Source organism: Streptosporangium sp. CA-115845 (assembly GCF_050943795.1).
Lineage (GTDB): Bacteria > Actinomycetota > Actinomycetes > Streptosporangiales > Streptosporangiaceae > Streptosporangium.
On sequence record NZ_CP191988.1, the window covers coordinates 5,033,289 to 5,055,809 of the forward strand.

Here is a 22,521-nt window from a genome sequence, read left to right on the forward strand (position 1 = left end):
GAAATGAGTGATCTGTGTTGTCCCGTCGCCGGGCCCATATCGCGATGGTCGGCATCCCCGCCGTCAGTCATGTCCTGCCCAGCCTTGAGATCATCCGTGAGCTGGTGGCTCGTGGCCACCGGGTGACCTATGCCAACGGTTCGGCGGTGGCCGGTCTGGTCACGGCCGCCGGTGCTGAGTTCGTCCCCTACGGGTCGCTCCTGCCGGTCGCCGACAACGACTGGCCGGATGACCCCATCGCCGCGATGGGCGTCTTTCTGGACGACGCCGTTCAGGCCCTTCCGCAGTTGCGTGCCGTCTACGACCGTGATCGTGCGGACCTTTACCTGTACGACATCGGCGCCTATGCCGCGCGTGCTCTCGCCGAGGCGCAGGGCCGTCCTGTCGTGCAGCTGTCTTCGACGTTCGTGGCGTGGGAGGGCTATGACCAGGAGGTCGCGGCGCCGTTGTGGGAGTTGCCGGGTGCCGATTCCTATCGTGGGAGGTTCGCGCGGTGGCTCGCCGGGTGTGGGGCGTCCACCGCGGATGTGGATGTTTTTCCGGTCGTCCCGCGCGAGCTCTGGCGTTGATTCCCAGGGCCATGCAGCCGCACGCGGATCAGGTGGACACCGATGCGGTGACGTTCGTCGGTCCCTGTTTCGGTGCGCGGGCGGGGCAGGGCGCCTGGACGCGTCCGGTCGATGCGGAGAAGGTGTTGCTGGTCTCCTTGGGGTCGGCGTACACCCGCCGGCCGGAGTTCTACCGTCAGTGTCTGGCGGCCTTTGGTGGTCTGTCTGGCTGGCATGTCGTGCTTCAGATCGGCAAGTACACCGATCCGGGGGAACTGGGGGAGGTTGCGGCCAATGTCGAGGTGTATTCCTGGGTGCCTCAGCTGGCGGTTCTGGAGCAGGCCGACGCGTTCGTCACCCATGCGGGTATGGGGGGCAGCAGTGAGGGGTTGTTCGCCGGGGTTGCGATGATCGCGGTCCCGCAGGCCGTTGATCGGTTCACCAACGCCGACCGGCTTGTCGAGTTGGGGGTGGCTCGCCGTGTCGATGCCCAGGATGCCACCGCGGTGACTTTGCGGGTGGCCCTGGAGGAACTTGTCGGTGAGGCGGAGGTCGCCCGGCGTTCGGCGTCGCTGCGTGCCGAGGCGCGTGCTGCGGATCTCATTGAGGAGATGCTGGGCTGATCTTCATGCCGCCGGTGGGGGCGGGTGGTCTGCTCAGTGGACGGAGAAGCCGCCGTCGACGCAGATGGCCTGGCCGGTGATGTAGGCGCCGGCGTCGGAGGCGAGCAGGAGGGCGATGCCGGCGAAGTCGGCCGGGGTGGCGTTGCGGCCGGTCATGGAGCGGGCGGCGAGTGCTTCGACGCGGCCGGGGATGGCCTGGGCGGGTTCGGTGAGGGGGGTGAGGACGAAGCCGGGGATGATGGTGTTGGCGCAGACGCCGTGGGGGGACCAGGCTTCGGCCTGGGAGCGGGTGAGGCCGGTGATGGCGGCTTTGGAGATGCCGTAGGCGCCGCTGTCGCCGAAGGCCCTGTGGGATTGCTGGGAGCCGAGGTTGATGATGCGACCCCAGCCGCGCCGGGCCATCCGTGGGCCGAAGTGCTGGCCGAGGAGGTAGGGGGCGGTGATGTTGACGGCCATGGTCTGGTGGTAGTCGTCGTCGGTGAGGTCGGCCATGGGGTGGCGGATGTTGTTGGCGGCGTTGTTGACCAGGATGTCGATGTCGCCGAAGAGGGTGGGGGCCTGGTCGCGGATGCGGGTGATGTCGGCGGGGTCGGTGAGGTCGGCGCTGATGGCTGCGGCGCTGATGGCGTGGTCGTGGAGTTCGCCGAGGGTGCGGGTGAGCTGTTCGGTGCGGCGGGCGACGATGACGAGGGCCGCGCCGGCGTGGCCGAGGGTTTGGGCGATGGTGCGTCCGATGCCGGAGCTGCCGCCGGTGACGAGGGCGGTGCGGCCCGCGAGGGAGAAGAAGTCGTTGATGGGTGTGGTCACAGCGGCAGAACCTATCATCCCACCTTTTTGTGTGGAGGATGATTCTGCAGGGTGGAGGCGGCCTGCTGGATCTTCTCCATGACGTTGGACAGGTCGCGCAGGGTGCCGGTGTCGAGGTGGTGCAGGATGCGGCGGAAGTCGGTGAGGCCGGCGTCGGCGATCTGCTCGGTCAGGGCCAGGCCGGCGGGGGTGAGCCCGACGCGCCGGACCCGGCGGTCGTGGGGGTCCTCGCGGCGATCGACGAGGCCGTGGGCGACGAGGCGGTCGACGATGCCGGTGACGGTGCCGAGGCCGACGCCGAGGTGGCCGGCGAGGTCCTGGCCGGAGGCGGAGTCCTGGCAGGACAGGAAGATGACGACCTTGAGCTGGCGCATGGTCAGGTTGGAGTCGAAGAGGGGGGAGGAGGGCTGGTGTTGGGCGAACAGTCGTCCCAGGTCGCGCTGGATGGCACCGATCTGGTCGATCAGTCGTTCGCGGTTGTCGTTCACGCTCACCTCTCGCTTCCTGAGAAGGTTATCAGGAACGGTAAGCTTCCTTAAATATTCGCCTAAGGCGAAGTGTTAGTCTGGGGCGAATCTTGTTGTGACATCCATTGAGGAGTCCCGCCCCCATGACCTCCTTGGCCAGGTTGAGCCTCGCCAACCGTAGCCTCGTCATACTGATCGCGCTGGTGCTCAGCGCGTTCGGTGTCTTCGCGATCCCGTCACTGAAGCAACAACTGCTGCCTTCGCTCTCGTTCCCGGGGGCGTTCGTGGTGGCCCCGTACCTGGGCGCCTCTCCCGAGATCGTCGAGGAACAGGTTACCGAGCCGATCGAGAACAGCTTCCAGGGGTTGGAGGGCGTCACGAAGGTGACCTCGACGTCTCGGGAGGGGATGGCGCAGATCCAGGTGGCGTTCGAGTACGGCACCGACATCGACGCCGCGGTCTCGAAGATGCAGCAGGCACTGTCGCGGATCGGGACGCAGCTGCCCGGGGGGGTCAACCCGCAGGTGCTGACGGGCGGGACCGACGACATTCCGGTGGTGCAGCTGGCGGTGGGCGACGGCGGCGACCAGCGGGTCATGGCCGAGCGGCTGCAGCGGCTGGTGGTGCCGGAGCTGCAGGGCATCGAGGGAGTGCGCGAGGCGACGGTGACGGGCACCCGCGACGAGGTGGTGACGATCACCCCGGACCTCGGGAAACTGGCGCTACTGGGCCTGGCGCCCACGGCGGTGGCCGACCTGCTGCGCGCCAACGGGCAGCCGATTCCCGCGGGCAGCCTGACCGAGGACAAGGCGTCGCTGACGGTGCAGGTCGGCACGCGGGTCTCGACCCTGCAGGAGCTGAAGGACCTCTACCTGACCCCCGCGGCACCGGCGCAGGCACCCGCGCAGGCATCGGCGCAGGCGCGGACGGGAGGCGCCCAGCAGGGCCCGCAGGCTCAGGCTCAGCGCCCGGTGCCGGCCCCCAGGCCGGTGCGGCTGGGCGAGGTGGCCACGGTGGAGCGGTCGCTGGCCGAGGGCACCTCGCTGACGCGCACCAACGGGCAGCCGAGCCTGGGCGTGGTGGTGACGATGAAGCCGGACGGCAACGCGGTGACGATCTCGCACGCGGTGCGCGAGAAGATACCCGGCTTCGTGCGGGCGATCGGTGACTCCTCTCAGGTGACGGTGGTCTTCGACCAGGCGCCGTACGTGGAGCGGTCGATCCACGACCTGACGACCGAGGGGTTGCTGGGGCTGGCGTTCGCGGTGCTGGTCATCTTGGTCTTCCTGCTGTCGGTGCGCTCGACGCTGGTGACGGCGGCCTCCATCCCGCTGTCGGTGATCATCGCGCTGATCGCACTGTGGGTGGGGGACTACTCGCTGAACATGCTGACACTGGGCGCGCTGACGATCGCGGTGGGCCGGGTGGTCGACGACTCGATCGTGGTGCTGGAGAACATCAAGCGCCACCTCGGCTACGGCGAGGCCAAGCGCAAGGCGGTGCTGGAGGGGGTACGCGAGGTCAGCGGCGCGGTGACGGCCTCGACCTTGACGACCGTCGCGGTGTTCGTGCCGATCGCGGTGGTGGGCGGCATGGTGGGGCAGCTGTTCGCGCCGTTCGCGGTCACGGTGAGTGTGGCACTGCTGGCGTCGCTGCTGGTGTCGCTGACCGTGGTGCCGGTGCTGGCCTACTGGTTCCTGAAGGCGCCGGTGCTCTCGCCCGAGCAGGCGCGGGCGGTGCGCGAGGAGGCCGAGGCCAAGGAGTTGCGCAGCCCGTTGCAGCGGGCGTACCTGCCGGTGCTGCGTTTCGCCACCCGGCGGCGGCTGGCGACGCTGCTGGTGGGCGTGGTGGTGTTCGCCGCGACGATGGGGCTGGCCGGCCGGCTGGAGACCAACTTCATCGACTCCTCGGGGCAGGACACGATCTCGATCAGCCAGCGGATGCCCTCGGGCACGGATCTGGCGACGACGGACGCCGCGGCCAAGAAGGTCGAGGAGGTTTTGACGTCGCTGGAGGAGGTGCGCGGCTACCAGGTGAACGTGGGCGCCGGCGGCGGCTTTGAGGGGGCGACCGGCGGCGGTGGCGGTGGAGACCGGGCCTCCTACTCGGTGACGGTCGAGGAGGACGCCGACAGTGCGGCGTTGGAGGAGACGCTACGCGAGCGGCTGAAGGGACTCTCAGAGGTCGGGGAGGTAACCGTGGGCGGCGCCCAGGGTGCCCCCGGTGGCGGCTCGGCCGATCAGTTGCAGGTGATCGTGCAGGCGCCGGATGTGGCGACGCTGCGCACGGCGACCGAGACGGTGCGCGCGGCGATGGCCGGCCTGGGCGGGCTGCGGGACGTGGGCTCGAACCTGGAGGCCGGCGCGCAGCGTATCGAGGTGCGGGTCGACCGGGAGAAGGCCGCGGCCAGGGGGCTGAGCGAGACGCAGATCGGGCAGCTGGTCGCGCAGCGGTTCCGCGGGATGTCCCTGGGTGAGCTGACGTTGGACGGGCGCGCCGGTACGGTGGTGCTGCGGGCCGGGGAGGCGCCCGAGGACCTCAAGGCGGTGCGTGCGCTGACGCTGCCGACGGCGGCGGGCATGGTCAGGCTGTCGCAGGTGGCCGAGGTCGCCAAGGTCGACGGTCCCACGCAGGTGACCCGGATCGACGGTGCGCGCAGTGCGACGGTGTCGGGTACGGCCGTCGGCAGCGACCTGGGCGCTGTGACCACCGAGCTGACCGCGAAGCTGGACACGCTGACGATGCCCGCGGGGGCGAGCTTCAGTGTGGGCGGGGTTAGCGCCGACCAGGCCGAGGCGTTCGGGCAGCTGGGGCTGGCGATGCTCGCGGCGATCGCGATCGTCTTCATGATCATGGTGGCGACGTTCCGGAGCTTCGTGCAGCCGCTGATCCTGCTGGTGTCGGTGCCGTTCGCGGCGACCGGCGCGATCGGGCTGCTGCTGGCGACGGGCACGCCGCTGGGCGTGCCGGCCCTGATCGGCATGCTGATGCTGATCGGCATCGTGGTGACCAACGCGATCGTGCTGATCGACCTGATCAACCAGTACCGTGAGCAGGGCATGGGCATCGTGGAGGCGGTGATCGAGGGGGGCCGGCGACGGCTGCGGCCGATCCTGATGACCGCGGTGGCGACGATCTTCGCGTTGATTCCGATGGCATTGGGACTGACCGGTTCGGGCGGGTTCATCTCCCGGCCGCTGGCGATCGTGGTGATCGGCGGGCTGCTGTCGTCGACGCTGCTGACGCTGGTGCTGGTGCCGACCCTGTACGTGATGGTGGAGCGGCTCAAGGAGCGGATGCGGCGTACCCCCAAGGAAGGGGGCTCGCGGCCGGATCTGAAGGTCTACGACAAGGAAGAGGTGGCGCCGAGCAGGCAGTAAGCCCCAGGGCAAGCCCGGTGAGCCGGTCATCGCGTGGTGTGTACCGCGCGATGACCGGCTTTTTCGTTCCTGGTCCGCCCATCTCGCGATGGCGCCCGGCAGGCGTGCTCGCCCGGCCCCGAACCCCTGGGCGGGGTGGGCGGGGTGGGCGGAATATACTGACGCAACGTGACTGCCAAGCCGCGTATCCCCAATGTCCTTGCCGCCCGCTACGCCTCACCGCAGCTGGCCCGCCTGTGGTCTTCTGAGTACAAGGTGGTGGCCGAGCGGCGCCTGTGGCTGGCCGTGCTGGCCGCGCAGGCACGGCTGGGGGTGGATGTCCCGCCCGAGGCGGTGGGCGACTACGAGAAGGTCGTCGAGCACGTCGACCTGGAGTCGATCGCCGCCCGCGAGCGGGTCACCCGCCATGACGTCAAGGCCCGCATCGAGGAGTTCAACGCGCTGGCCGGGCACGAGCAGGTGCACAAGGGCATGACGTCCAGGGACCTGACCGAGAACGTCGAGCAGCTGCAGATCCGCGACAGCCTGGTGCTGGTGCGAGACCGGTGCGTGGCGCTGCTGGCGGGACTGGCGGCGCTGGCGGCCGAGCACGCACCGCTGGTGATGGCCGGGCGCTCGCACAACGTGGCCGCGCAGTCCACGACGCTGGGCAAGCGTTTCGCCTCGGCCGCCGACGAGCTGCTGGTGGCGTTCGCCCGGCTGGAGGAGTTGATCGGCCGCTACCCGCTGCGCGGCGTCAAGGGGCCGGTCGGCACCGCCCAGGACATGCTGGACCTGCTGGGCGGGGACGCGGCCAAGCTGGCCGCGCTGGAGGACGAGGTGGCCGCGCACCTGGGGTTCGCCCACCGGCTGACCAGTGTGGGACAGGTGTATCCGCGCTCGCTGGACTACGAGGTGCTCACCGCGCTGGTGCAGCTGGCCGCGGCGCCCTCCTCGCTGGCCAAGACGATCCGGCTGATGGCCGGGCACGAGCTGGTCACCGAGGGGTTCGCCCAGGGGCAGGTCGGTTCCTCGGCGATGCCGCACAAGATGAACACCCGCTCGTGTGAGCGGGTCAACGGGCTGACGGTGATCCTGCGCGGGTATGCGTCGATGGCCGGGGAACTGGCGGGCGACCAGTGGAACGAGGGCGACGTCTCGTGTTCGGTGGTGCGCCGGGTGGCGTTGCCGGACGCGTTCTTCGCGTTCGACGGGCTGGTGGAGACCATGTTGACGGTGCTGGGGGAGTTCGGCGCCTTCCCCGCGGTGATCGCCGCCGAGCTGGAGCGCTACCTGCCGTTCCTGTCCACCACGAAGATGCTGATGGCCGCGGTGCGGGCCGGGCTGGGCCGGGAGAGCGCCCATGAGTTGATCAAGGAGCATGCGGTGGCCTCGGCGCTGGCCATGCGCGAGGGCGCCGGCGGCAACGAACTGCTCGCCCGCCTGGCGGCCGACGAGCGCTTCCCGCTGGACCGGGCGGCGCTGGAGGGCCTGCTGGGCGAGCCGATCTCCTTCACCGGCGCGGCCACCTCCCAGGTGGCGGCGGTCGTGGCCCGCGTGCAGGAGGTCGTGACCCGCTACCCGCAGGCGGCTGCCTACCGGCCCGGGGCGATCCTCTGAGCCGCGCGCCGAGGGTGCTGGGCGAGGTGGCCGAGGTGGCCGCCGCCTGCGCCGGTGACCCGCTCGTGCTGTGGGGTGCCCAGGGGATGGTGCAGGGTGTGCGGGCCTGGGCGCTGGGGGAGGCGGTCGCGGTGGCCTGTCCCGATCTCAACCGCCGCGACCGCCTGACGGTGTGCGGCGAGCCCGAGCAGGTGGCCGCGCTGGTGGAGTGGGTGCTGAGGCGCCTCGGCCCCTCCTACCGGGTGGTGGGCACCCGGGCACTGGTAGGGCAGGTGGCCGCCCGCTCACCGGGGCTGCGCCTGCTGGGCACCTTCGAGTGGATGGACACCCACCGGCTCAGCCCTGTCCTCAACGCGGGACCGGGGCGGGCGCGGTGGCTGGGCCCGCAGGAGGAGGGCGAGGTGAGCGCCCTGCTCGCGGCCGCGGCGCCCTCCTCGTGGGCGGTGCCAGGGGTGGCCGGCGTACGCCGCTGGGCGGGCGTGCGCGACGAGGACGGCGACCTGGTCGCGGTGGCCGCCGACGCCTGGTCCTGCCCGCAGGTGGGCTTCGTCGCCGGGGTCGCCACCGCCGCCCGGCGCCGCGGCGCCGGGTACGGCGAGGCGGTGTGCCGCCTGGCGCTGGGCGATCTGCTTACCTCGCACGGCCGCGCCGCGCTGATGGTCGACACCGCCAACCACACCGCGCTCGCGCTGTACGGGCGGCTGGGCCTGCGCCTTCGCCCGCTGGCCGCCGCGGCCTTGGAGGGTGCCTGAACCCGGTCCCCGGGCAGGGGCGGGAAAACCTGGTGCGGGCCGAGGCCGGGGCGGGCAGAGTGGACGAAATGATGTCTGGTTTCATACCTGGCCTGGAGCTTTCTCGTACTTTCTACGCCCAGGTGGTGCGGCCGATCGTGGCCGAGGTGCCGCACAGTGCCGCGCTGATCGGCGCCGGTTCTGAGGTGCTGGCGTTCGACACCGAACGCTCCACCGACCACGACTGGGGTCCCCGGGTGGTCCTCTTCGTCGAGGAGCATCGGATCGAGCAGGTCCGCCGCGCCGTCGCCGGCGGGCTGCCGGAGGTTTTCCGCGGCTATCGCACCGCCGTGACCGGCACCGGTGGGCACGGTGTGCAGGTCGGTGACGCGGCGGCCTGGTTCACCGGGCGGCTCGGCTTCGACCCGCTGCGGGGGGTGAGCATGCTGGACTGGCTGTCGACCCCCTGGCAGAAACTGGCGGAGGTCACCTGCGGGGAGGTCTTCCACGACGGCCTGGAGGTCCTGGAACGCGTCCGTGCCGCGCTGCGCTGGTACCCGCCGGATCTGGAGCGCTACGTGCTGGCCGGGCAGTGGAGGCGCCTGGCTCAGCAGGAGGCCTTCCCCGGGCGGTGCGGGGAGGTCGGCGACGATTTGGGCTCGGCGCTGGCCACCGCCGATCTGGCCCGCGATCTGATGCGCCTGGCGCTGCTGCTGCGCCGCCGCTACCCGCCGTACGCCAAATGGCTGGGCAGCGCCTTTGCGCGCCTGTCGGGTACGGCCGAGCAGGCAGAGGCCCTGTCGGCGGCGGTGGCGGCCACCGGGTGGCACGAGCGCGAGGGGCATCTGGGGGTGGTCTACCGGCGGGTGGCGGCCCTGCACAACCGGATGGGGGTGGGCCCGGCGCTGGAGGGGAGCCTGCGGGCGTATCACCGGCGGCCCTTCCAGGTCATCGACGCCGGCCGGTTCGCCGACGCCCTCAGCGGCGCCATCACCGACGCCCGGGTGCGGGCGCTGCCTGCGGTGGGGTCGGTCGACCAGTTCGGCGACTGCGCCGACCTGCTGGCCGATCCGCGGCGCTGCCGGGCGGCCACCCGCGCCATCTTGGACCTGTGAGGCCAGGCGGGAGGGGTCAGACGGTGGCCGGTTCGCGACGGGCGAACATCCGCCGCTCGAACCACAGCGTGGCCAGTGGCGGCACCGCGCACACCAGGCCGACGATGAGTGTGCCCAGGCTCCAGCGGGCCTGACGGCCGGCGACCAGCAGCGCGATCAGGTAGAGCACGAACAGGGCGCCGTGCACCGGCCCGAAGATCCTCACCCCGAGATCGCCGGTGGCGGCCACGTGCTTGAAGTACATGCCGATGAGCAACCCCGTCCACGAACACGCCTCGGCGAACGCCACGTAACGGAACAGACGCAGGGTGAGCGGCAGAGTCGGCACGGCGAAGTACACCTCTCCCAAAAGGGGTGATCCAGAAAGGGGGTATCCGGGCGGATCGGACAATGGTCTTCAGCCTAGGGGGGCGCGGGGCCGGTCGGTGCGCCGGGGGAGCGGTAGGCGCCGCCGAAAGAGCCCGGAGCACAACGGCCCTTGACCTCAACTTAAGTTCAGCTTTTAGGGTCGTGTCGTGACCGCGCCGGTGCTCTCACCCAAGAGCGCGGGAAACCAGGACCCTAGGAAGCACGGTGGTGTGTGATGAGCATGGAAATGGCCGCCTGGCATTCGCTGTACGGCGCGATGAACGCCCAGCGCGACCGGCGGCCGTTCTCGGCCGCCACGCTGCGGCGCATCGCCGCCTTCGCCCGCCCGCACCGCGCCCTGCTGGCCTGGTTCCTGCTGCTGAGCGTCGTCTCGGCGGTGCTGGCGGTGGCCACCCCGGTGCTGGCCGGGCAGGTGATCGACGCGATCGTCACCGGCGCCGCGGTGGGCGTCGTGGCAGGGCTCGCCGGGCTGATCGCGGTGATCGCGCTGGCCGAGGCGGCGCTGGGCCTGGTGACCAGGTGGATGTCGGCGAACCTCGGCGAGGGCCTGATCCTGCGGCTACGCGGCGCCGTCTTCGACCACGTGCAGCGCATGCCGGTCGCCTTCTTCACCCGCACCCGCACCGGCGCGCTGGTCAGCCGGTTGAACAGCGACGTCATCGGCGCCCAGCGCGCCTTCAGCGACACCCTGTCGGGGGTCGTGGGCAACCTGGTCACCCTCACCCTGACCCTGGCGGTGATGGTCGGCATCTCCTGGCAGCTGACCGCGCTGGCACTGGTGCTGCTGCCGGTGTTCGTGCTGCCGGCCCGGCGCGTCGGCGCCCGGCTGGCACGGCTGGAACGCGAGGCCGCCGACCACAACGCGGCGATGAGCACGCAGATGACCGAGCGCTTCTCCGCGCCCGGCGCCACCTTGGTCAAGCTGTTCGGCCGCCCCGAGAGGGAGTCGGCCGAGTTCCTGGCACGGGCACGGCGGGTACGTGACATCGGGGTGCGCACCGCGATGGTGCGCTCGGTGTTCGTCACCGCCCTCACCCTGGTCGCGGCGCTGGCACTGGCCCTGGTGTACGGCCTGGGCGGCTTCTACGCGCTGAGCCGGCAGCTGGAGCCGGGCGCGGTGGTGGCGCTGGCATTGCTGCTGACCCGCCTGTACGCGCCGCTGACGGCGCTGGCCGGTGCCCGGGTGGAGGTGATGAGCGCCCTGGTCAGCTTCGAGCGGGTCTTTGAGATCCTCGACCTGAAACCCCTCATCACCGACAGGCCGGACGCCAAGGCGGTGCCCGAGGGGCCGGTGAGCGTGGAGTTCGACCAGGTCGGTTTCGCCTACCCGTCGGCCGAGAAGGTGTCGCTGGCCTCGCTGGAGGAGGTCGCCGCCCTGGACGCGCGCGGCGGCGAGGCGGTGCTGCACGAGGTGTCCTTCCGCGCCGAGGCCGGGCAGCTGGTCGCGCTGGTGGGATCCTCCGGAGCCGGCAAGTCGACGATCGCGCAGCTGCTGGCCCGCCTGTACGACGTCGACAGCGGCGCGGTACGGCTGTCGGGGGTGGACGTGCGCGAGCTGTCGGCGGCCTCGATCCGCCAGAGTCTGGGCATGGTGACCCAGGACGGGCACCTGTTTCACGACTCGATCCGGGCCAACCTGCTGCTGGCCAGGCCGGACGCCGAACCCGAGGAACTGTGGGAGGTGCTGCGGCGCGCCCGGCTGGCCGACCTGGTCGCGGCGCTGCCCGAAGGCCTGGACACCGTGGTCGGCGAGCGCGGCTACCGCCTCTCCGGCGGTGAGCGCCAGCGGCTGACCATCGCCAGGCTGCTGCTGGCCCGGCCGCGGCTGGTGGTGCTGGACGAGGCCACCGCGCACCTGGACTCCACCTCCGAGGCCACGGTGCAAGAAGCCCTGGCCGAGGCGCTGGCCGGGCGGACCGCACTGGTCATCGCCCACCGGCTGTCGACGGTCCGCACCGCGGACCTGATCCTGGTCGTCGAGGACGGGCGCGTCGCCGAGCGCGGCACGCACACCGAGCTGCTGGCCGCCGGCGGCCGCTACGCGCAGCTGTATCGCACCCAGTTCGACCAGCCGGCCACCTGCCTGGAAGACCTGGAAGACGGGCTCGGGGAGTTCTCCGCCGTACCCGCCCGCTGAGCGCCGCCTGCGCCGCGCCGGGCAGGGGGCCGGGCAGGGGCATCCAGCTCGGCCACGGTCTTGATCTCCACCATGCGTCCCCCCCTGATCACCCCAACACCCGTAGCGGTATTATTATCACGCTTGCTAGGATCATGCGCATGGTGCGACCCCCGCTGACCGAACTTGACCGCGAACGAGGCCACCGCCTGGGTGCGCTCCTGCGCCAGGCACGCGGCACCCGCAGCATGACCGAGGTCGCCGCCGCCGCGGGCCTGTCCGCCGAAACCCTCCGCAAGATAGAGACAGGCCGCATCCCCACCCCGGCCTTCTTCACCATCGCCGCGCTCGCCACCGCCCTCGACGTCTCCCTGGACGTCCTGGCCGAGGTGTGCGCCGGCGAACGCGCCGCCTGACCCCGCCACCGGCGGCAACGGAAAACAACCCCGCCCGGCGCCGGCTATGCCGACGCCGCGGGCCCGGACCTTTGCACTCCCTCGGCGGAGACCGATCCCGACGCACCCGCGCCGCGAACGGCCGGGCCGCGCAGCAACGGATGCGAACGCATCGCCACCTCCAGCTCCCCGGGCAGCTCATCGCGGTAGCGCCCCAGCGTCGCCAGATCACTGTGTCCCAGAACCCGCCGCACCGCGTCCATGTCCACCGCGTCGGCCAGCAGATGAGTGGCCGTGGTGTGCCGCAATCCGTGCGGCGTCACCGAACGACGCCGATCGGGATCCACCCCCCGCTGCACCCGGTCGATCACCGCCTGCACATCCCCGCGCGCCAGACGCCGGCCCCGCCACGACAGCAGCAACGCCTTGTCGGGGGAGGCGATCCGCCCCCGCGCCAGATAGGCCTCCAGCACCAGCGCCACATCACCGGGCAGCGGTACGTCCCGCGTCTTACCGCCCTTACCGAAGATCCGCCAGTAACGCACCCCGTCGTTGGTGTAGAAGTCCTCCACATTGGCCCGCACCAGCTCCGAGACCCGAGGCCCCATCGTCGACAGCATCAGCACGATCAGCCCGTCGCGCAACTCGGTGTTCTGATCACGACGACGCCTGCGCCCCGAGCCCGCCGCCGACTCCTTCGCCGCCACCCCCTGCGGCCCGCCGCCCAGGTCACGCGCCGCACCGATCAGCCCCTGCGCCTGCTCACGGGTCAGCGCACGCCGCTCCGGCCGCAGCCCCCCGCGCTCCCTGGCCGTGACCGTCGCCATCGCCATCGGATTGACCTGCACCCACCCGACCAGCACCGCGTGCTTGAACAACGCCGACACCGACCGCCGAAACCGCGCCTGCGAGGAGGCGGACTGCAACGCCCCCGAGGCGGCCTCCGGCTGCGAGCGCCGCCGCCCGTCCGGCTTGCGCGCGAAGGCCAGCAGAACGGCATCCACCTCCTCACCCGTCAGATCATCTAAAACCACTTCCTCGCCCACCAACTGCACAAAGGTGGTTACATCACGCGCGTACACCTCCGCCGTCGACATCGACAACGCACCGGTCAGGGTCCTGGCCCGCACCAGCTCCACATAACGGTCGGCGCACTCACCCACACCGAGACGATTCAGATCAGCCGGCCGCATGATCCCGACGACACCCCTTTCGCGCCCAGACCGCCCTGAAACGGCCACTCATCTCGCACCGGCACCGGTAGGGACGAGGCCACGAAACAGCGACGCGGAAAAACACCGCCCCGCGCACGCCCGTCCCGCCCGCCAGATCACCGATCATGTCCATTCCCCACGGTAAACGAATGCCCGCACCCGGGCCGCCCCTCCAAGAAGACCGGGCACGGCATCGACCACCCGGCCTTTCGCCGAGCGCCCGCAGCGGGGATCGGGTCAGGGGAACCGGGGGAGCGGAGCCTTGAGCCGGCTCACCACCTTCCCGCCACCTGCCCGCGCCCGCTACGGCCAGTTGACCGGGATGCGCGGACACAACCGCCGATAGGGCTGCGCGTCACGGGCGATGATGCGCCAGTCGGTGACATTGCCGATCGCGGTGACCCGGGTGGAGGCCGAGTGGGCGGTGTGGGCGGCGGCGAGAGAGACGACCTCGCGCTCGGCCGCCATGTTGCCGATGATGAGGGCATCGTCGGCGTCGAGCCCGTCGACGTGCTGGGCGATCATGTAGAGAAGGCCGTGCAGACGCTCGCGAGCCGGAACGGTGAGCGCCTGGCGGGAGGCCTCGGCGGCCGCGACGGCGGACACGACAATCGGATACCCGCGACGGACGGCCTCGCCGATGATCACTTCAATCTCGATGTCCTTGTTCAGCCAGTCGTTGAGGGCCGAGTGGTCCAGGACGAGGCCGGTGTCGAAGAACCTCACGGACGGTGGCTCTCCTCGATCTGGTCGAACATGGTGCGGACACGGGCGAGGACGTCGCCGGGGGAGTCGTCGAGGTCGTGGCCGACGAGTTGCCGCCAGGCGGTCATGCGGCGGTCACGCTGGAGTTTCTCGGTGACGGCTTCGCCGATATAGGCGGATACGGTGACGCCGTACTCGTCGGCGGCCTCTTTGAGCTGGTCCGCCTGCTCCTTGGTGTGGGAGAAGCTGGTCCGCTTATCCTTAATGCGCATACGTTCACTCTATAGAGTGCATACCTCTGGTGTCAGGTGCGAACCGCCTTCTCCTCCGGACCGTCGTCGTCACCCCTGACCAGGTCGACCGGATGCGAAACGCCGACATGCGCGCCCCGCGTGCCGCGATCGAGTCCATGCCCGAAACGGCACATCCGGTACTCACCTGACCAAAACGGGTTCTCGGTCCGGTGATCGCCCCACCCCCCGCAGGCATGATCACAAGGCGTGCTCACCTCCTTGTACGCTCGCCTCGAAGGCGAAACCCGGCTCATGGCACAAAAGTGCCTGGCAAGCGGGCCGTTCGGTCACTGTGCGAACGTCTGCACAAGCACGCACGCGCAAGGCGGCCGGGTCGTGGGCGCCGTCGCCGCACAACCCCCGGCCCTGGTCCACCGAGGCCGTCCAGCGCCCGCTGAGCAACGCGCTGGACGAACACCGGCCGTCACCCACAACCGGCGGACGTGCAGCCCATGCCGGTCGCGCCGGGGCGGCGATCACCGGGGCCGAAGGTCCCTCACCCAGGTGGCCTTCGCGCCGGGCACGCTCAGCGCGCCCATGGCCACGGTCAGGCGGGGTGGTGTCACCCGGCGCGTTGGGGCGAAAGACCCTGTCCTCCCGCGGCGGGATCAGGACCTGTGGCCCTGGGGCCGGGCCTTCCGGCGGGGTCTGATGGGAGAGGAAGGGAGAACAGCCATGTCTGCTCTGATCATCACCGGAACCGACGGCTCCACCGGCGCGACCGCCGCCCTCGGATGGGCCGCCGACGACACTCGTACAGGCCCGCCGCCGCGCATCGTCACCGCCGTGCACCGCCGGCCGAACGACATCTCATAGGAACGCTCAAAGGAAACGCGGGAATGGAGAAAGAAGATGCCGATCAAAGTGAGTGACGTGATGGGCCGCACCGCCATCGCCGTGCGACAGGACGCGGGCTTCGCCGACATCGTGGGCGTGATGCGGCGCTTCGCCGTGGGCGCGGTGACGGTCATCGACCCGGACCGCCGTCCGATCGGGGTGGTGTCCCAAGACGACCTGCTGCTCAAGGAGAGCGACGCGATGCGCCACAGTATCTCGATCTTCGAGAGCGCCGCCCGCCGCCGCGAGCACGAGAAGGCCGCGGCGGTCATGGCCAAGGACCTGATGACCTCGCCCGCGATCACCGTCACCCCGGGCATGCCCGCCCGGGACGCGGCGCGGCTCATGCACGACAAGAAGATCGAACAGCTCCCGGTGATCGACCCGGTGACCGGCCGCATCGCCGGCATCCTGCACCGGTCGGACCTGCTGCGTGTCTTCGACCGCCCCGAGACCGAACTGCGGGCCGAGGCCGAAGCCATCGTCCGCGACCTGACCGGAACCGACGTGGCGATCGGCGTCGAGAACGGCGTGGTGACACTCGAAGGCAAGGTCGAACACCGCTCACAGATCGTCCGGCTCATTCAGGCGATCCGCCGGCTCGAAGGCGTCATCGACGTCACCTCGCGGCTCGAACACGGAAGCGACGACCTGCTCGTCATCCCGCCGCTGCTGTAGACCGCCGCTGTGGATCGGCCTTGCCGTGTTCCTGGAGCAGGACGTGCAGCAGCCGGCGGCGGGGGATCAGGCCGGGCGAACCGGGCACGGAGGGGGAGACGACCGCCAGGCGGCGACCTCCGGCGAGCCTACGAGGGCGCCGCGGGAGACATTGGTCCTTGCGGCGGGTGACGTTCGGCCGGTGCCGGAGCCCTCCTGCGGGTGTGTGATGGAGGTGAAGATACAGGTATCACCGAGTAAGCAGGCGAGGTGCGGACCGCACTGTTTCGCATCGAGCCCGTGCCGCTCTCAGCAAAGGAGCACCCATGACACGTTCACACAAGCGCTGGCGTGACCTCTCCGACCGGCAACGGGCGGCGATTTTGACGCTGGCCTCCATAGAGCTGTCGCTCACCGCCACGGCGGCCGCAGACCTGTGGCGCAGGCCCGCCGGACAGATCCGGGGAGGTAAGGCGCTGTGGTGGCCGTTGCTCCTCGTCCAGCCCTTGGGTCCGATCGCCTACCTCACGCTGGGCCGCATCCCCTCACCCCGCTAGCCCCGGGCTTTCGCGGTGAGTTTCGGAGAACTTGATCGTTTACATGAGAAAAGCACCGCTGAGCTGCAATGCCGGAGCCGGACCTGCGGGGCACCGCCCTGAGTGGCGCCGAACTCGGCCGCGTTCCCAACATCAGCTGCCGACTCCGCCGAGTAGGTCCTGGATCGCCTGGAGGATGGCATCGGGGCGGCGGAAGACGACGGAGGCGTGTCCGGCGTCGTCGACAACGCGGTTCTCGCCGTGGGAGACCGATTCGGCCAGCGCGCTGTAGAGCCGCGTCTTGGCTTCGGCCTCCTCGCGAAGGAGCGATGTGGGGATGCCCTGGGTCACCGCTTCTTTGAAGGGGTCGATCGCTGTGGCGGTGAGCACGATCAGCGGGACGTCCGGCATCGGTCCCGCGTTGCGTACCTCGTCATGGAGTCGGTGTCGGTTGGTCGCCTCCTGGCCGCCGATCCTCAGCCATTCGGGGCCGATGTGACGGTCGATCAGCGGTTCGCGGATCTCCTGCGGCCAGTCGGCCATCTCCCGCGCGAACAGTTCGCGGTAGAACTGGATGATTTCGTCGGGCAACTCATCAGGTAACGCCTCGTCGGGGTCCCATGCCTGGTACAGCTCGTTCAGTTTCTGGGGCATGTAGGAGTCGTAGTCCTCGTGTTCGGGATCCACCAGGACCAGGCCCGCCACCTCGTCGGGGAAACGCCGCGCATGGTGGCGTGCGTAGAGGCCGCCGAGGGAATGACCGACCAGCAGATAGGGAGCGGACACACCGGCGACCCGCAGCAACTCGCGCAGCTCGTCGGTGACCTGGGTGGAGGTGCGCGGCAGCTCGACCCGGTCACTCCACCCCGGCAGGGCACCTTCTGGCTCGCACCCGATGAACTCGCCGAGATGTACGCCCCGCTGGAGGCCAAGTCGCTGCGGCGCAACGTCCTGTCCTGACGATCACGGCACGAAGGAAGTCGGCCTGACAGAGCAGATCAAGTGAGATGTACATGTGCGGCCGAGTGGATCGTTTAAGACGATCGTGATCACCAAGATCGCCATGATCGCAAGGCGGGTTAAGTGAGACGTGAGCCCTGGCGTGCGCCCGCAAAGTGACCTTCAGCGAGCGGACCACGTGAGCCAGACCTGAGGCTCGAGCAAATCGCTTGAGGTGGGGCGACAAGACGGCAGATTAGAACTATTCACCTTATACCGAACAGAAGGTTGATTCTGTTCGGTATAAGGTATGATCATTTCAATGCCCATTCAACCGGCTGTCCCGTCTCCTGGCATGTCCCACCAAGGCACCTCTATCTACTACGCGGTCGGCTACCCAGAGGTCGTCGGACTGAGCGGCATTCTTGTCTCACCGCGCTGGAGAACGCTCGCCGTCGATCGATTCGTCGACGGGCTGGCCGATTTTTACGCCGAGATTCGAAAGGTCACACCCGATTACATCCCTCGCGGCGCGAGCGATCCGGTCCTGCACTGGGTCGATGATCAGTTACGCCTTAACAAAGCACTCCGCAGTGGGAGAGACCCGAGAATCGTGCTGTCGCGGTTCGGGTTGAGCGAGACGAGGTGAGCATTCCGCTGACACGGCACAGCCTTAGACTTAGCGCATGCCGCGCTTCGAGGTCGTTACGCATGTCATCGCGCCGCCGGATCGGGTCTTCGACATCTCACTGGACGTGGGCGTCCATACCACCTCGATGGCGGGATCGTCCGAAAAGGCGGTCGGCGGGGTGACCGCCGGCGGTCTGGAGCTCGGTGAGAGCGTCACCTGGCAGGCACGGCACTTCGGTATCCGCTGGCGGATGACTTCCACGATCAGCGCCTACGACCGGCCGGGATATTTCGTCGACGAACAGGTGTCGGGCCCGTTCAAACACTGGCACCACGCTCACCGTTTCCAGTCCGACGGTCATGGCGCCACGGTGATGAGCGACATCATCGATTTCGCCGCACCTCTTGGTCCCCTGGGGACCATCGCTGAAATCCTGGTTCTCCGCCGCTACATGCGCAGGTTGATCCGAGTCCGGAACCAACACGTCAAACAGGTTGCCGAAACCGCTCCCGCGGTCGAGTGATGATCCGCCACGTTAGACCACATCGTGTGAGGCGGTTTGAGCATTTCGTTGAGATGGACCAGATTGGATGAGACAACCTCTGGAGAGCGCGCTAAATGGACCACATTCGATGAGACAGCTCACTACCGTCCTGTCTCGTTCAATCTGGTCCGCCGCAGGTCAGGGGTTTCGCTCCGGACCACATTGAATGAGACAGGACAGTCGGCTCCCGGTGCAGGATCGGGTTCTCACCGTGCGCCCGCTCCAGCGCTTGACGCAGCCCAGCCATCTCCGGCCGATGGGCGCTCTTGAGCCGAGTGATCTCCGCTGTCAGGGCGAGAAGCATATTGTCCGCAGTGTCCCCTTATCGGCCTCGTCGAGGACGACCGCCCGCACTGGCGTGGAGCGCCGGCGAGGTCGCTCGATACGCCGCCGCAGGACCTGGTGCCCGTACAGAAACCTCCGGCTCTCGCTGCACAGCCTGAAACCACGGGCCTGCCCTTCCTGAGCGGATGCTTGACAGCCGACTCCACCTCTTCCTCGGTTGTGCGCCGGGCCGCCGTGCTGAGGGCGTCGATGCGTTTGCCGCCGCTCGCCATCGGCTCCGGAGGGTGTGGCTGTCATGGCGCGTTCCTGCGATGGCGGGTGGTATCGATCGTGACCGGGACAGGTTCCGTGGTGGGCGCACCGCTGCCTTGGACGGCGCCTCCCTGTACGGTGCCGGTGCGGCCTACTCCCCCGGTGCAGGCGACTTGGCGCGGGAATCCCGAAGCCGCGGCGAGCCGCAAGGTAGCGGTGTGGTAGATCTCGACTTCAAGGCGTAGTTGTTATCGGCTGCCTCTGATGGTGATTCCTGTTCAGGGGATGCGCGATTGGTCGGCGCTGACTGGGACCTGGTGGGCGATAACGGCCTTGGGGAACATCGGTACAGCCGTTGGCTCCGTGGACGGGCTGCGGTTCGTCGTCCCCGTGCGGGCCATCAGCCAGGTTCCGGATAGACCTGTCGGTGTCCGAGTGTGTTGTCGTGCAGAAGGCGATCAGAACACCATCGTGAGCAGGTCGGCGAACAGCTCCTGTTCGTCGATCTCGAGCCCGCGGTTCGTGAACCAGGTGGCCATGTTGTGGCAGTCGCGCATCAGGAAGTCCATGCCCTTCGGGTTGCCGACGATGTCGACGACCTGGGGCAGGTCGATCATCACGATCCGTTCGGCCTGCGCGAGGACGTTGTACGGCGAGAGGTCGCCGTGCGCGAGCCCCGTGCGGGCCAGTTCACGCATGCCGTTGCGGAGCTGCTCGAAGTACACACCGAGCAGTTCCTTCGACGGCCGGACCTGGGCGAGCCGGGGCGCGGCACCGCCCTGGCCGTCGTCGATGAACTCCATCAGCAGCTCGGTGCCGTCCACCTGCACGGGATACGGCACCGGGGCGCCGGCCTTCCACAACCGGTTGAGGGCGTCCCATTCGGCGTATGCCCACTGACCGTCCGCGACACTGCGGCCGTGCGAGGTCTTCTTCGCCGTCGCCCGGCTGTCGCGGCTGTTGCGGGTACGGCGGCCTTCGAGGTACGACGTACTGCGGTGGAAGGACCGGTGCTCCTCGGTGCGGTACCGTTTCGCGGCCAGCAGCGAGGACTTCGCCGGGTTGTCGCCGATGGCTTCGACGGCCCGTTCGAGCAGGAAGACGTCGGCTTCCTTGCCGGTTTTGAGGACGCCGAGCTCGGTGTCGATCGCAGCCTGTTCCGTCACAACCCACGAGGGGCGTGGTTCCGGGCCGCGAGAACCGCGCTCGACCTCCGGCCAGGTGGACCACCGCCGATCCGGGCCCAGCTCCTCGTCGACCGAATGGAACGTGAAGACGAAGGCTGCGGCCGGATCTGGTTGGGACTCGTCACCGGTGAATTCGGGTCGGCGGGAGTCGAGGTCGGAGTAGGTATCAGAGGGTTCGTACTCGGAAGACAACGGGTGTGCTCCTGAACAAAGAGGTGGGACTGATGCGGACATGCCGCAGCGCAGTGATGGCCATCCGTCAGCCCTCCTTAGTCCAGGCAGCGCTCTTCGCCGCTCGATCGACCCAGCATGCCCCGCCCGTTTCGGACCCCGCAACGTATTTACCGGAGCTGGAACCGTGCGGTCGGGCTCAGCCGGAGCTCCTGCATCGGCTTCGCGGATCGGCAGACCGGCTCCGGCAGCACCGGCTCCCGGCCAGAGCTGCGACGCGGCGAGCTGCCGGCGGTGTTCGTCGTACGCCGCCGCGCCGGGGAGCGCGCGAACCAGGCGAGCGTCACCTCGTCTCGCAACGGCAGCTATGGAAAGTGTTGAAACCCGTGGGAGTGTTCGAGCCGGAACGTCTCGGCCGACAAACGGCGGCATGGGCAGAGTCGGCCTGGCCGGTGTCCAGCCAGGCGCTCAGCGTTTCGGTGGTTACGATTGACGCAAGCCAGGCGGTAGATCACCCGAGAGCTGACGAAGCCGACGCCCTGTCCGTCTCCTCAGCGTAGATCCCGGCTCGCCCAGCCCAGTGCGGCGAGCACGGGCGGCAACACGGCCACCCACCCGTAGTGCACGATCTCCCAGCTCTCCTCTTCCGGATAGAGCCACGGCCAGTACGGTCCCCGCAGAACCAGGCTCACCGAGACGATCACCAGCAGACCGCCCATGCCCGCGAGGGCGGCCACCTTCCCCTGGTGCATGCGCCCGGCTACCGACGCCGACAGCAGGCCGATCGCGATGCACACCGCAGCCTCCACCGCCATCCCCGCCACCCTGAGCTCTCCACCCGCGGGCAGCCTGGCTACAGCGATGGCGCACGCGATCCCCCAAAACAGCCCCGCGAAAAGGCCCCCGAAGCCGCAGCGCAGCCACTGGCGGAGCCAGCGGGGCACCGGGGCCGCGCCCGTGCTCGCGGTCACCGCGAAACAAGGCGTCGAGGTGCTGGTAGGCGATCTGGTCGGCGTGCTGGAAGAAGGTCAGGCCCTTCCAGTTGCGGATGCGCGGTATCAGATCGAAACCGAACAAATGCGCCAGCGTGAAGACGGGGAAAGACTGGCCCTGGGTATCGGCGTGCACGGCCTTGGGCTGGACCTCGGAGGCGTTGGCCAGCAGCCCGTCGATGATGTAGATCGCCTCCCACGCCCCGCACGGCACGAACCGGGAGAACAGGGCGATGTAGTTGTCGGAGACGTAATGGTAGGCGATCCCGCCGAACCCTCCGTAGCGGATCGAGGTCTCAGCCAGCAGGTTGTCGATGTAGGTGTCGACCTGCGTGCCGTCGGTCCCCACACTGCTGCCATCATCCCAGGCCTTGACCACGTCCAGCGCGGCGAACGCGTTGACCACGTCGGTGATCGCCTTGTTCAGCTTGGCCAGGGTGATGTGCCGGTTCTTGGCCGGCGAGATCTCATGCGCGGTGATCCCCTCGATGTGCCGGGCCGCTTCGGCCGGGCCCATGTTCGATCCGCACGCGAACGTGGTCAGCACGTACCGGTCCTGCGGCTTCTTCAGCTTCGGGTCATGGCCGGAGGAGGGCCCGAAGTGCCGGTGCCGGCCCAGCCAGTACGCGGTGCGCGACACAATCTGGATCAGCGTGCGCTCGGGCACCCGGGATTTGACCTCCGCACCCAGCCTGACAGCGGTCGAGGTGGTGCCGACCCCGACCAGCCGCTTGAGCGTCGGGGTGCCGTCCTTGGCGAAGGTCAGATCCTCGTTGTCGACGTATCTGGTGTCCAGGTGCTCGGCGGCCTGGCGGTGCCGTTCCTTCAGCTCGGCCACGAACTCCTTCGCGGTCTCCGGTAGGCCCGCTTCTGCGCAGTAGGCCGGCAACAGGGGCCGGCACTGATCGAAACTCAGCAGGTGAGAGCTCCAGTCGCCGTGCTCGGCGGCCCCGGCCACCGCGATGTCCCCGGTGCGCAACTCCTCGGCCAGGTAGGCGAACACCATCGCCTCAAAGTGCCGTTTGACCAGCATGTCCGGATGTTTGCGGTCCCGAATCGCGCGCAGCCAGTTGGCCGAGGCGAAGCCAGATCCAGGCTGCGGCCGTCGGCGTGGCGGCTGGGGATGAA

Annotated in this window: 21 protein-coding genes and 2 pseudogenes; 14 read left to right on the plus strand and 9 right to left on the minus strand. The window is 69.1% G+C overall.

Going from position 1 to position 22,521, the window contains the following annotated elements:
* Positions 1 to 44 precede the first annotated feature (44 nt).
* Positions 45 to 1,171: pseudogene (locus ACQP0P_RS24920) on the plus strand (macrolide family glycosyltransferase).
* A 33-nt stretch (positions 1,172 to 1,204) separates the two neighbouring features.
* Here the strand turns inward: ACQP0P_RS24920 and ACQP0P_RS24925 are convergent.
* Together ACQP0P_RS24925 and ACQP0P_RS24930 are read right to left on the minus strand one after the other, a co-directional pair.
* Positions 1,205 to 1,978, minus strand: coding sequence for an SDR family NAD(P)-dependent oxidoreductase (locus ACQP0P_RS24925; protein ID WP_433381623.1), 774 nt, complete (start codon positions 1,976 to 1,978; stop codon positions 1,205 to 1,207).
* Positions 1,979 to 1,992: 14 nt separating this feature from the next.
* Positions 1,993 to 2,472: a MarR family winged helix-turn-helix transcriptional regulator gene (locus ACQP0P_RS24930; protein WP_433381626.1), complete on the minus strand. Its 480-nt coding sequence runs from the start codon at positions 2,470 to 2,472 to the stop codon at positions 1,993 to 1,995.
* 116 nt (positions 2,473 to 2,588) lie between these two features.
* Between ACQP0P_RS24930 and ACQP0P_RS24935 the strand changes: the two genes are divergently transcribed.
* From ACQP0P_RS24935 to ACQP0P_RS24950, 4 genes are all read left to right on the plus strand, one after another.
* Positions 2,589 to 5,825: an efflux RND transporter permease subunit gene (locus ACQP0P_RS24935; protein ID WP_433381629.1), complete on the plus strand. Its 3,237-nt coding sequence runs from the start codon at positions 2,589 to 2,591 to the stop codon at positions 5,823 to 5,825.
* 168 nt (positions 5,826 to 5,993) lie between these two features.
* Positions 5,994 to 7,424, plus strand: a complete 1,431-nt coding sequence (gene purB / locus ACQP0P_RS24940) for an adenylosuccinate lyase (RefSeq protein ID WP_433381632.1) — start codon at positions 5,994 to 5,996, stop codon at positions 7,422 to 7,424.
* Positions 7,425 to 7,450: 26 nt separating this feature from the next.
* The gene (locus tag ACQP0P_RS24945; RefSeq protein WP_433358918.1) at positions 7,451 to 8,176 is read left to right on the plus strand and encodes a GNAT family N-acetyltransferase; all 726 of its coding nucleotides are present in this window, start codon (positions 7,451 to 7,453) and stop codon (positions 8,174 to 8,176) included.
* Between the two features lie 68 nt (positions 8,177 to 8,244).
* Complete coding sequence (locus ACQP0P_RS24950; protein ID WP_433358919.1) at positions 8,245 to 9,270, plus strand: DUF4037 domain-containing protein; 1,026 nt, start codon at positions 8,245 to 8,247, stop codon at positions 9,268 to 9,270.
* Positions 9,271 to 9,286: 16 nt separating this feature from the next.
* Here the strand turns inward: ACQP0P_RS24950 and ACQP0P_RS24955 are convergent, their stop codons facing one another.
* Entirely contained in the window at positions 9,287 to 9,598 is a 312-nt protein-coding gene (locus tag ACQP0P_RS24955; RefSeq protein ID WP_433358920.1) for a DUF3817 domain-containing protein, read from the minus strand.
* 255 nt (positions 9,599 to 9,853) lie between these two features.
* Here ACQP0P_RS24955 and ACQP0P_RS24960 point away from each other — a divergent pair, with 255 nt between their 5' ends.
* Both ACQP0P_RS24960 and ACQP0P_RS24965 read left to right on the plus strand, forming a co-directional pair.
* A complete protein-coding gene (locus tag ACQP0P_RS24960; protein WP_433358921.1) occupies positions 9,854 to 11,776 on the plus strand; it encodes an ABC transporter ATP-binding protein in 1,923 nt (640 codons plus the stop codon).
* A 140-nt stretch (positions 11,777 to 11,916) separates the two neighbouring features.
* Positions 11,917 to 12,171, plus strand: coding sequence for a helix-turn-helix domain-containing protein (locus ACQP0P_RS24965; RefSeq protein WP_433358922.1), 255 nt, complete (start codon positions 11,917 to 11,919; stop codon positions 12,169 to 12,171).
* 44 nt (positions 12,172 to 12,215) lie between these two features.
* Here the strand turns inward: ACQP0P_RS24965 and ACQP0P_RS24970 are convergent, their stop codons facing one another.
* The 3 genes from ACQP0P_RS24970 to ACQP0P_RS24980 all read right to left on the minus strand — a co-directional run bounded on the left by ACQP0P_RS24970 (position 12,216) and on the right by ACQP0P_RS24980 (position 14,341).
* Positions 12,216 to 13,313 carry a tyrosine-type recombinase/integrase gene (locus ACQP0P_RS24970; RefSeq protein WP_433358923.1) on the minus strand — a complete coding sequence of 366 codons (1,098 nt, stop codon included), beginning with the start codon at positions 13,311 to 13,313 and terminating at the stop codon, positions 12,216 to 12,218.
* Between the two features lie 354 nt (positions 13,314 to 13,667).
* Positions 13,668 to 14,090, minus strand: a complete 423-nt coding sequence (locus ACQP0P_RS24975; RefSeq protein ID WP_433358924.1) for a hypothetical protein — start codon at positions 14,088 to 14,090, stop codon at positions 13,668 to 13,670.
* On the minus strand, positions 14,087 to 14,341 hold the full coding sequence (locus tag ACQP0P_RS24980; RefSeq protein WP_433358925.1) for a hypothetical protein: 255 nt from the start codon (positions 14,339 to 14,341) through the stop codon (positions 14,087 to 14,089). The genes ACQP0P_RS24975 and ACQP0P_RS24980 overlap by 4 nt, the downstream gene beginning before the upstream one ends.
* A 29-nt stretch (positions 14,342 to 14,370) precedes the next feature.
* Here ACQP0P_RS24980 and ACQP0P_RS24985 point away from each other — a divergent pair, with 29 nt between their 5' ends.
* The 4 genes from ACQP0P_RS24985 to ACQP0P_RS25000 all read left to right on the plus strand — a co-directional run bounded on the left by ACQP0P_RS24985 (position 14,371) and on the right by ACQP0P_RS25000 (position 16,413).
* Positions 14,371 to 14,511, plus strand: a complete 141-nt coding sequence (locus ACQP0P_RS24985; RefSeq protein WP_433358926.1) for a hypothetical protein — start codon at positions 14,371 to 14,373, stop codon at positions 14,509 to 14,511.
* Positions 14,512 to 15,037: 526 nt separating this feature from the next.
* A complete protein-coding gene (locus ACQP0P_RS24990) occupies positions 15,038 to 15,178 on the plus strand; it encodes a hypothetical protein (RefSeq protein WP_433358927.1) in 141 nt (46 codons plus the stop codon).
* 36 nt (positions 15,179 to 15,214) lie between these two features.
* On the plus strand, positions 15,215 to 15,877 hold the full coding sequence (locus tag ACQP0P_RS24995) for a CBS domain-containing protein (RefSeq protein WP_433358928.1): 663 nt from the start codon (positions 15,215 to 15,217) through the stop codon (positions 15,875 to 15,877).
* A 305-nt stretch (positions 15,878 to 16,182) separates the two neighbouring features.
* Positions 16,183 to 16,413, plus strand: coding sequence for a PLDc N-terminal domain-containing protein (locus ACQP0P_RS25000; protein ID WP_433358929.1), 231 nt, complete (start codon positions 16,183 to 16,185; stop codon positions 16,411 to 16,413).
* A 132-nt stretch (positions 16,414 to 16,545) separates the two neighbouring features.
* Here ACQP0P_RS25000 and ACQP0P_RS25005 read toward each other — a convergent pair whose 3' ends face one another.
* Entirely contained in the window at positions 16,546 to 17,289 is a 744-nt protein-coding gene (locus ACQP0P_RS25005) for an alpha/beta fold hydrolase (RefSeq protein WP_433382076.1), read from the minus strand.
* 364 nt (positions 17,290 to 17,653) lie between these two features.
* Between ACQP0P_RS25005 and ACQP0P_RS25010 the strand changes: the two genes are divergently transcribed.
* Both ACQP0P_RS25010 and ACQP0P_RS25015 read left to right on the plus strand, forming a co-directional pair.
* Positions 17,654 to 17,980, plus strand: a complete 327-nt coding sequence (locus ACQP0P_RS25010) for a hypothetical protein (RefSeq protein WP_433358930.1) — start codon at positions 17,654 to 17,656, stop codon at positions 17,978 to 17,980.
* Between the two features lie 37 nt (positions 17,981 to 18,017).
* Positions 18,018 to 18,485 carry an SRPBCC family protein gene (locus tag ACQP0P_RS25015; RefSeq protein WP_433358931.1) on the plus strand — a complete coding sequence of 156 codons (468 nt, stop codon included), beginning with the start codon at positions 18,018 to 18,020 and terminating at the stop codon, positions 18,483 to 18,485.
* A gap of 1,016 nt (positions 18,486 to 19,501) precedes the next feature.
* On the opposite strand, the gene ACQP0P_RS25020 is transcribed toward ACQP0P_RS25015, so the two are convergent.
* Positions 19,502 to 20,422 carry a serine protein kinase RIO gene (locus ACQP0P_RS25020; protein WP_433358932.1) on the minus strand — a complete coding sequence of 307 codons (921 nt, stop codon included), beginning with the start codon at positions 20,420 to 20,422 and terminating at the stop codon, positions 19,502 to 19,504.
* A 117-nt stretch (positions 20,423 to 20,539) separates the two neighbouring features.
* On the opposite strand from ACQP0P_RS25020, the gene ACQP0P_RS25025 reads away from it, so the two are divergent.
* Positions 20,540 to 20,782, plus strand: a complete 243-nt coding sequence (locus tag ACQP0P_RS25025) for a hypothetical protein (protein WP_433358933.1) — start codon at positions 20,540 to 20,542, stop codon at positions 20,780 to 20,782.
* Positions 20,783 to 21,364: 582 nt separating this feature from the next.
* On the opposite strand, the pseudogene ACQP0P_RS25030 reads toward ACQP0P_RS25025, so the two are convergent.
* A pseudogene (locus ACQP0P_RS25030) lies at positions 21,365 to 22,510 on the minus strand (Tn3 family transposase); the annotation flags it as partial.
* Between the last annotated feature and the right edge of the window lie 11 nt (positions 22,511 to 22,521).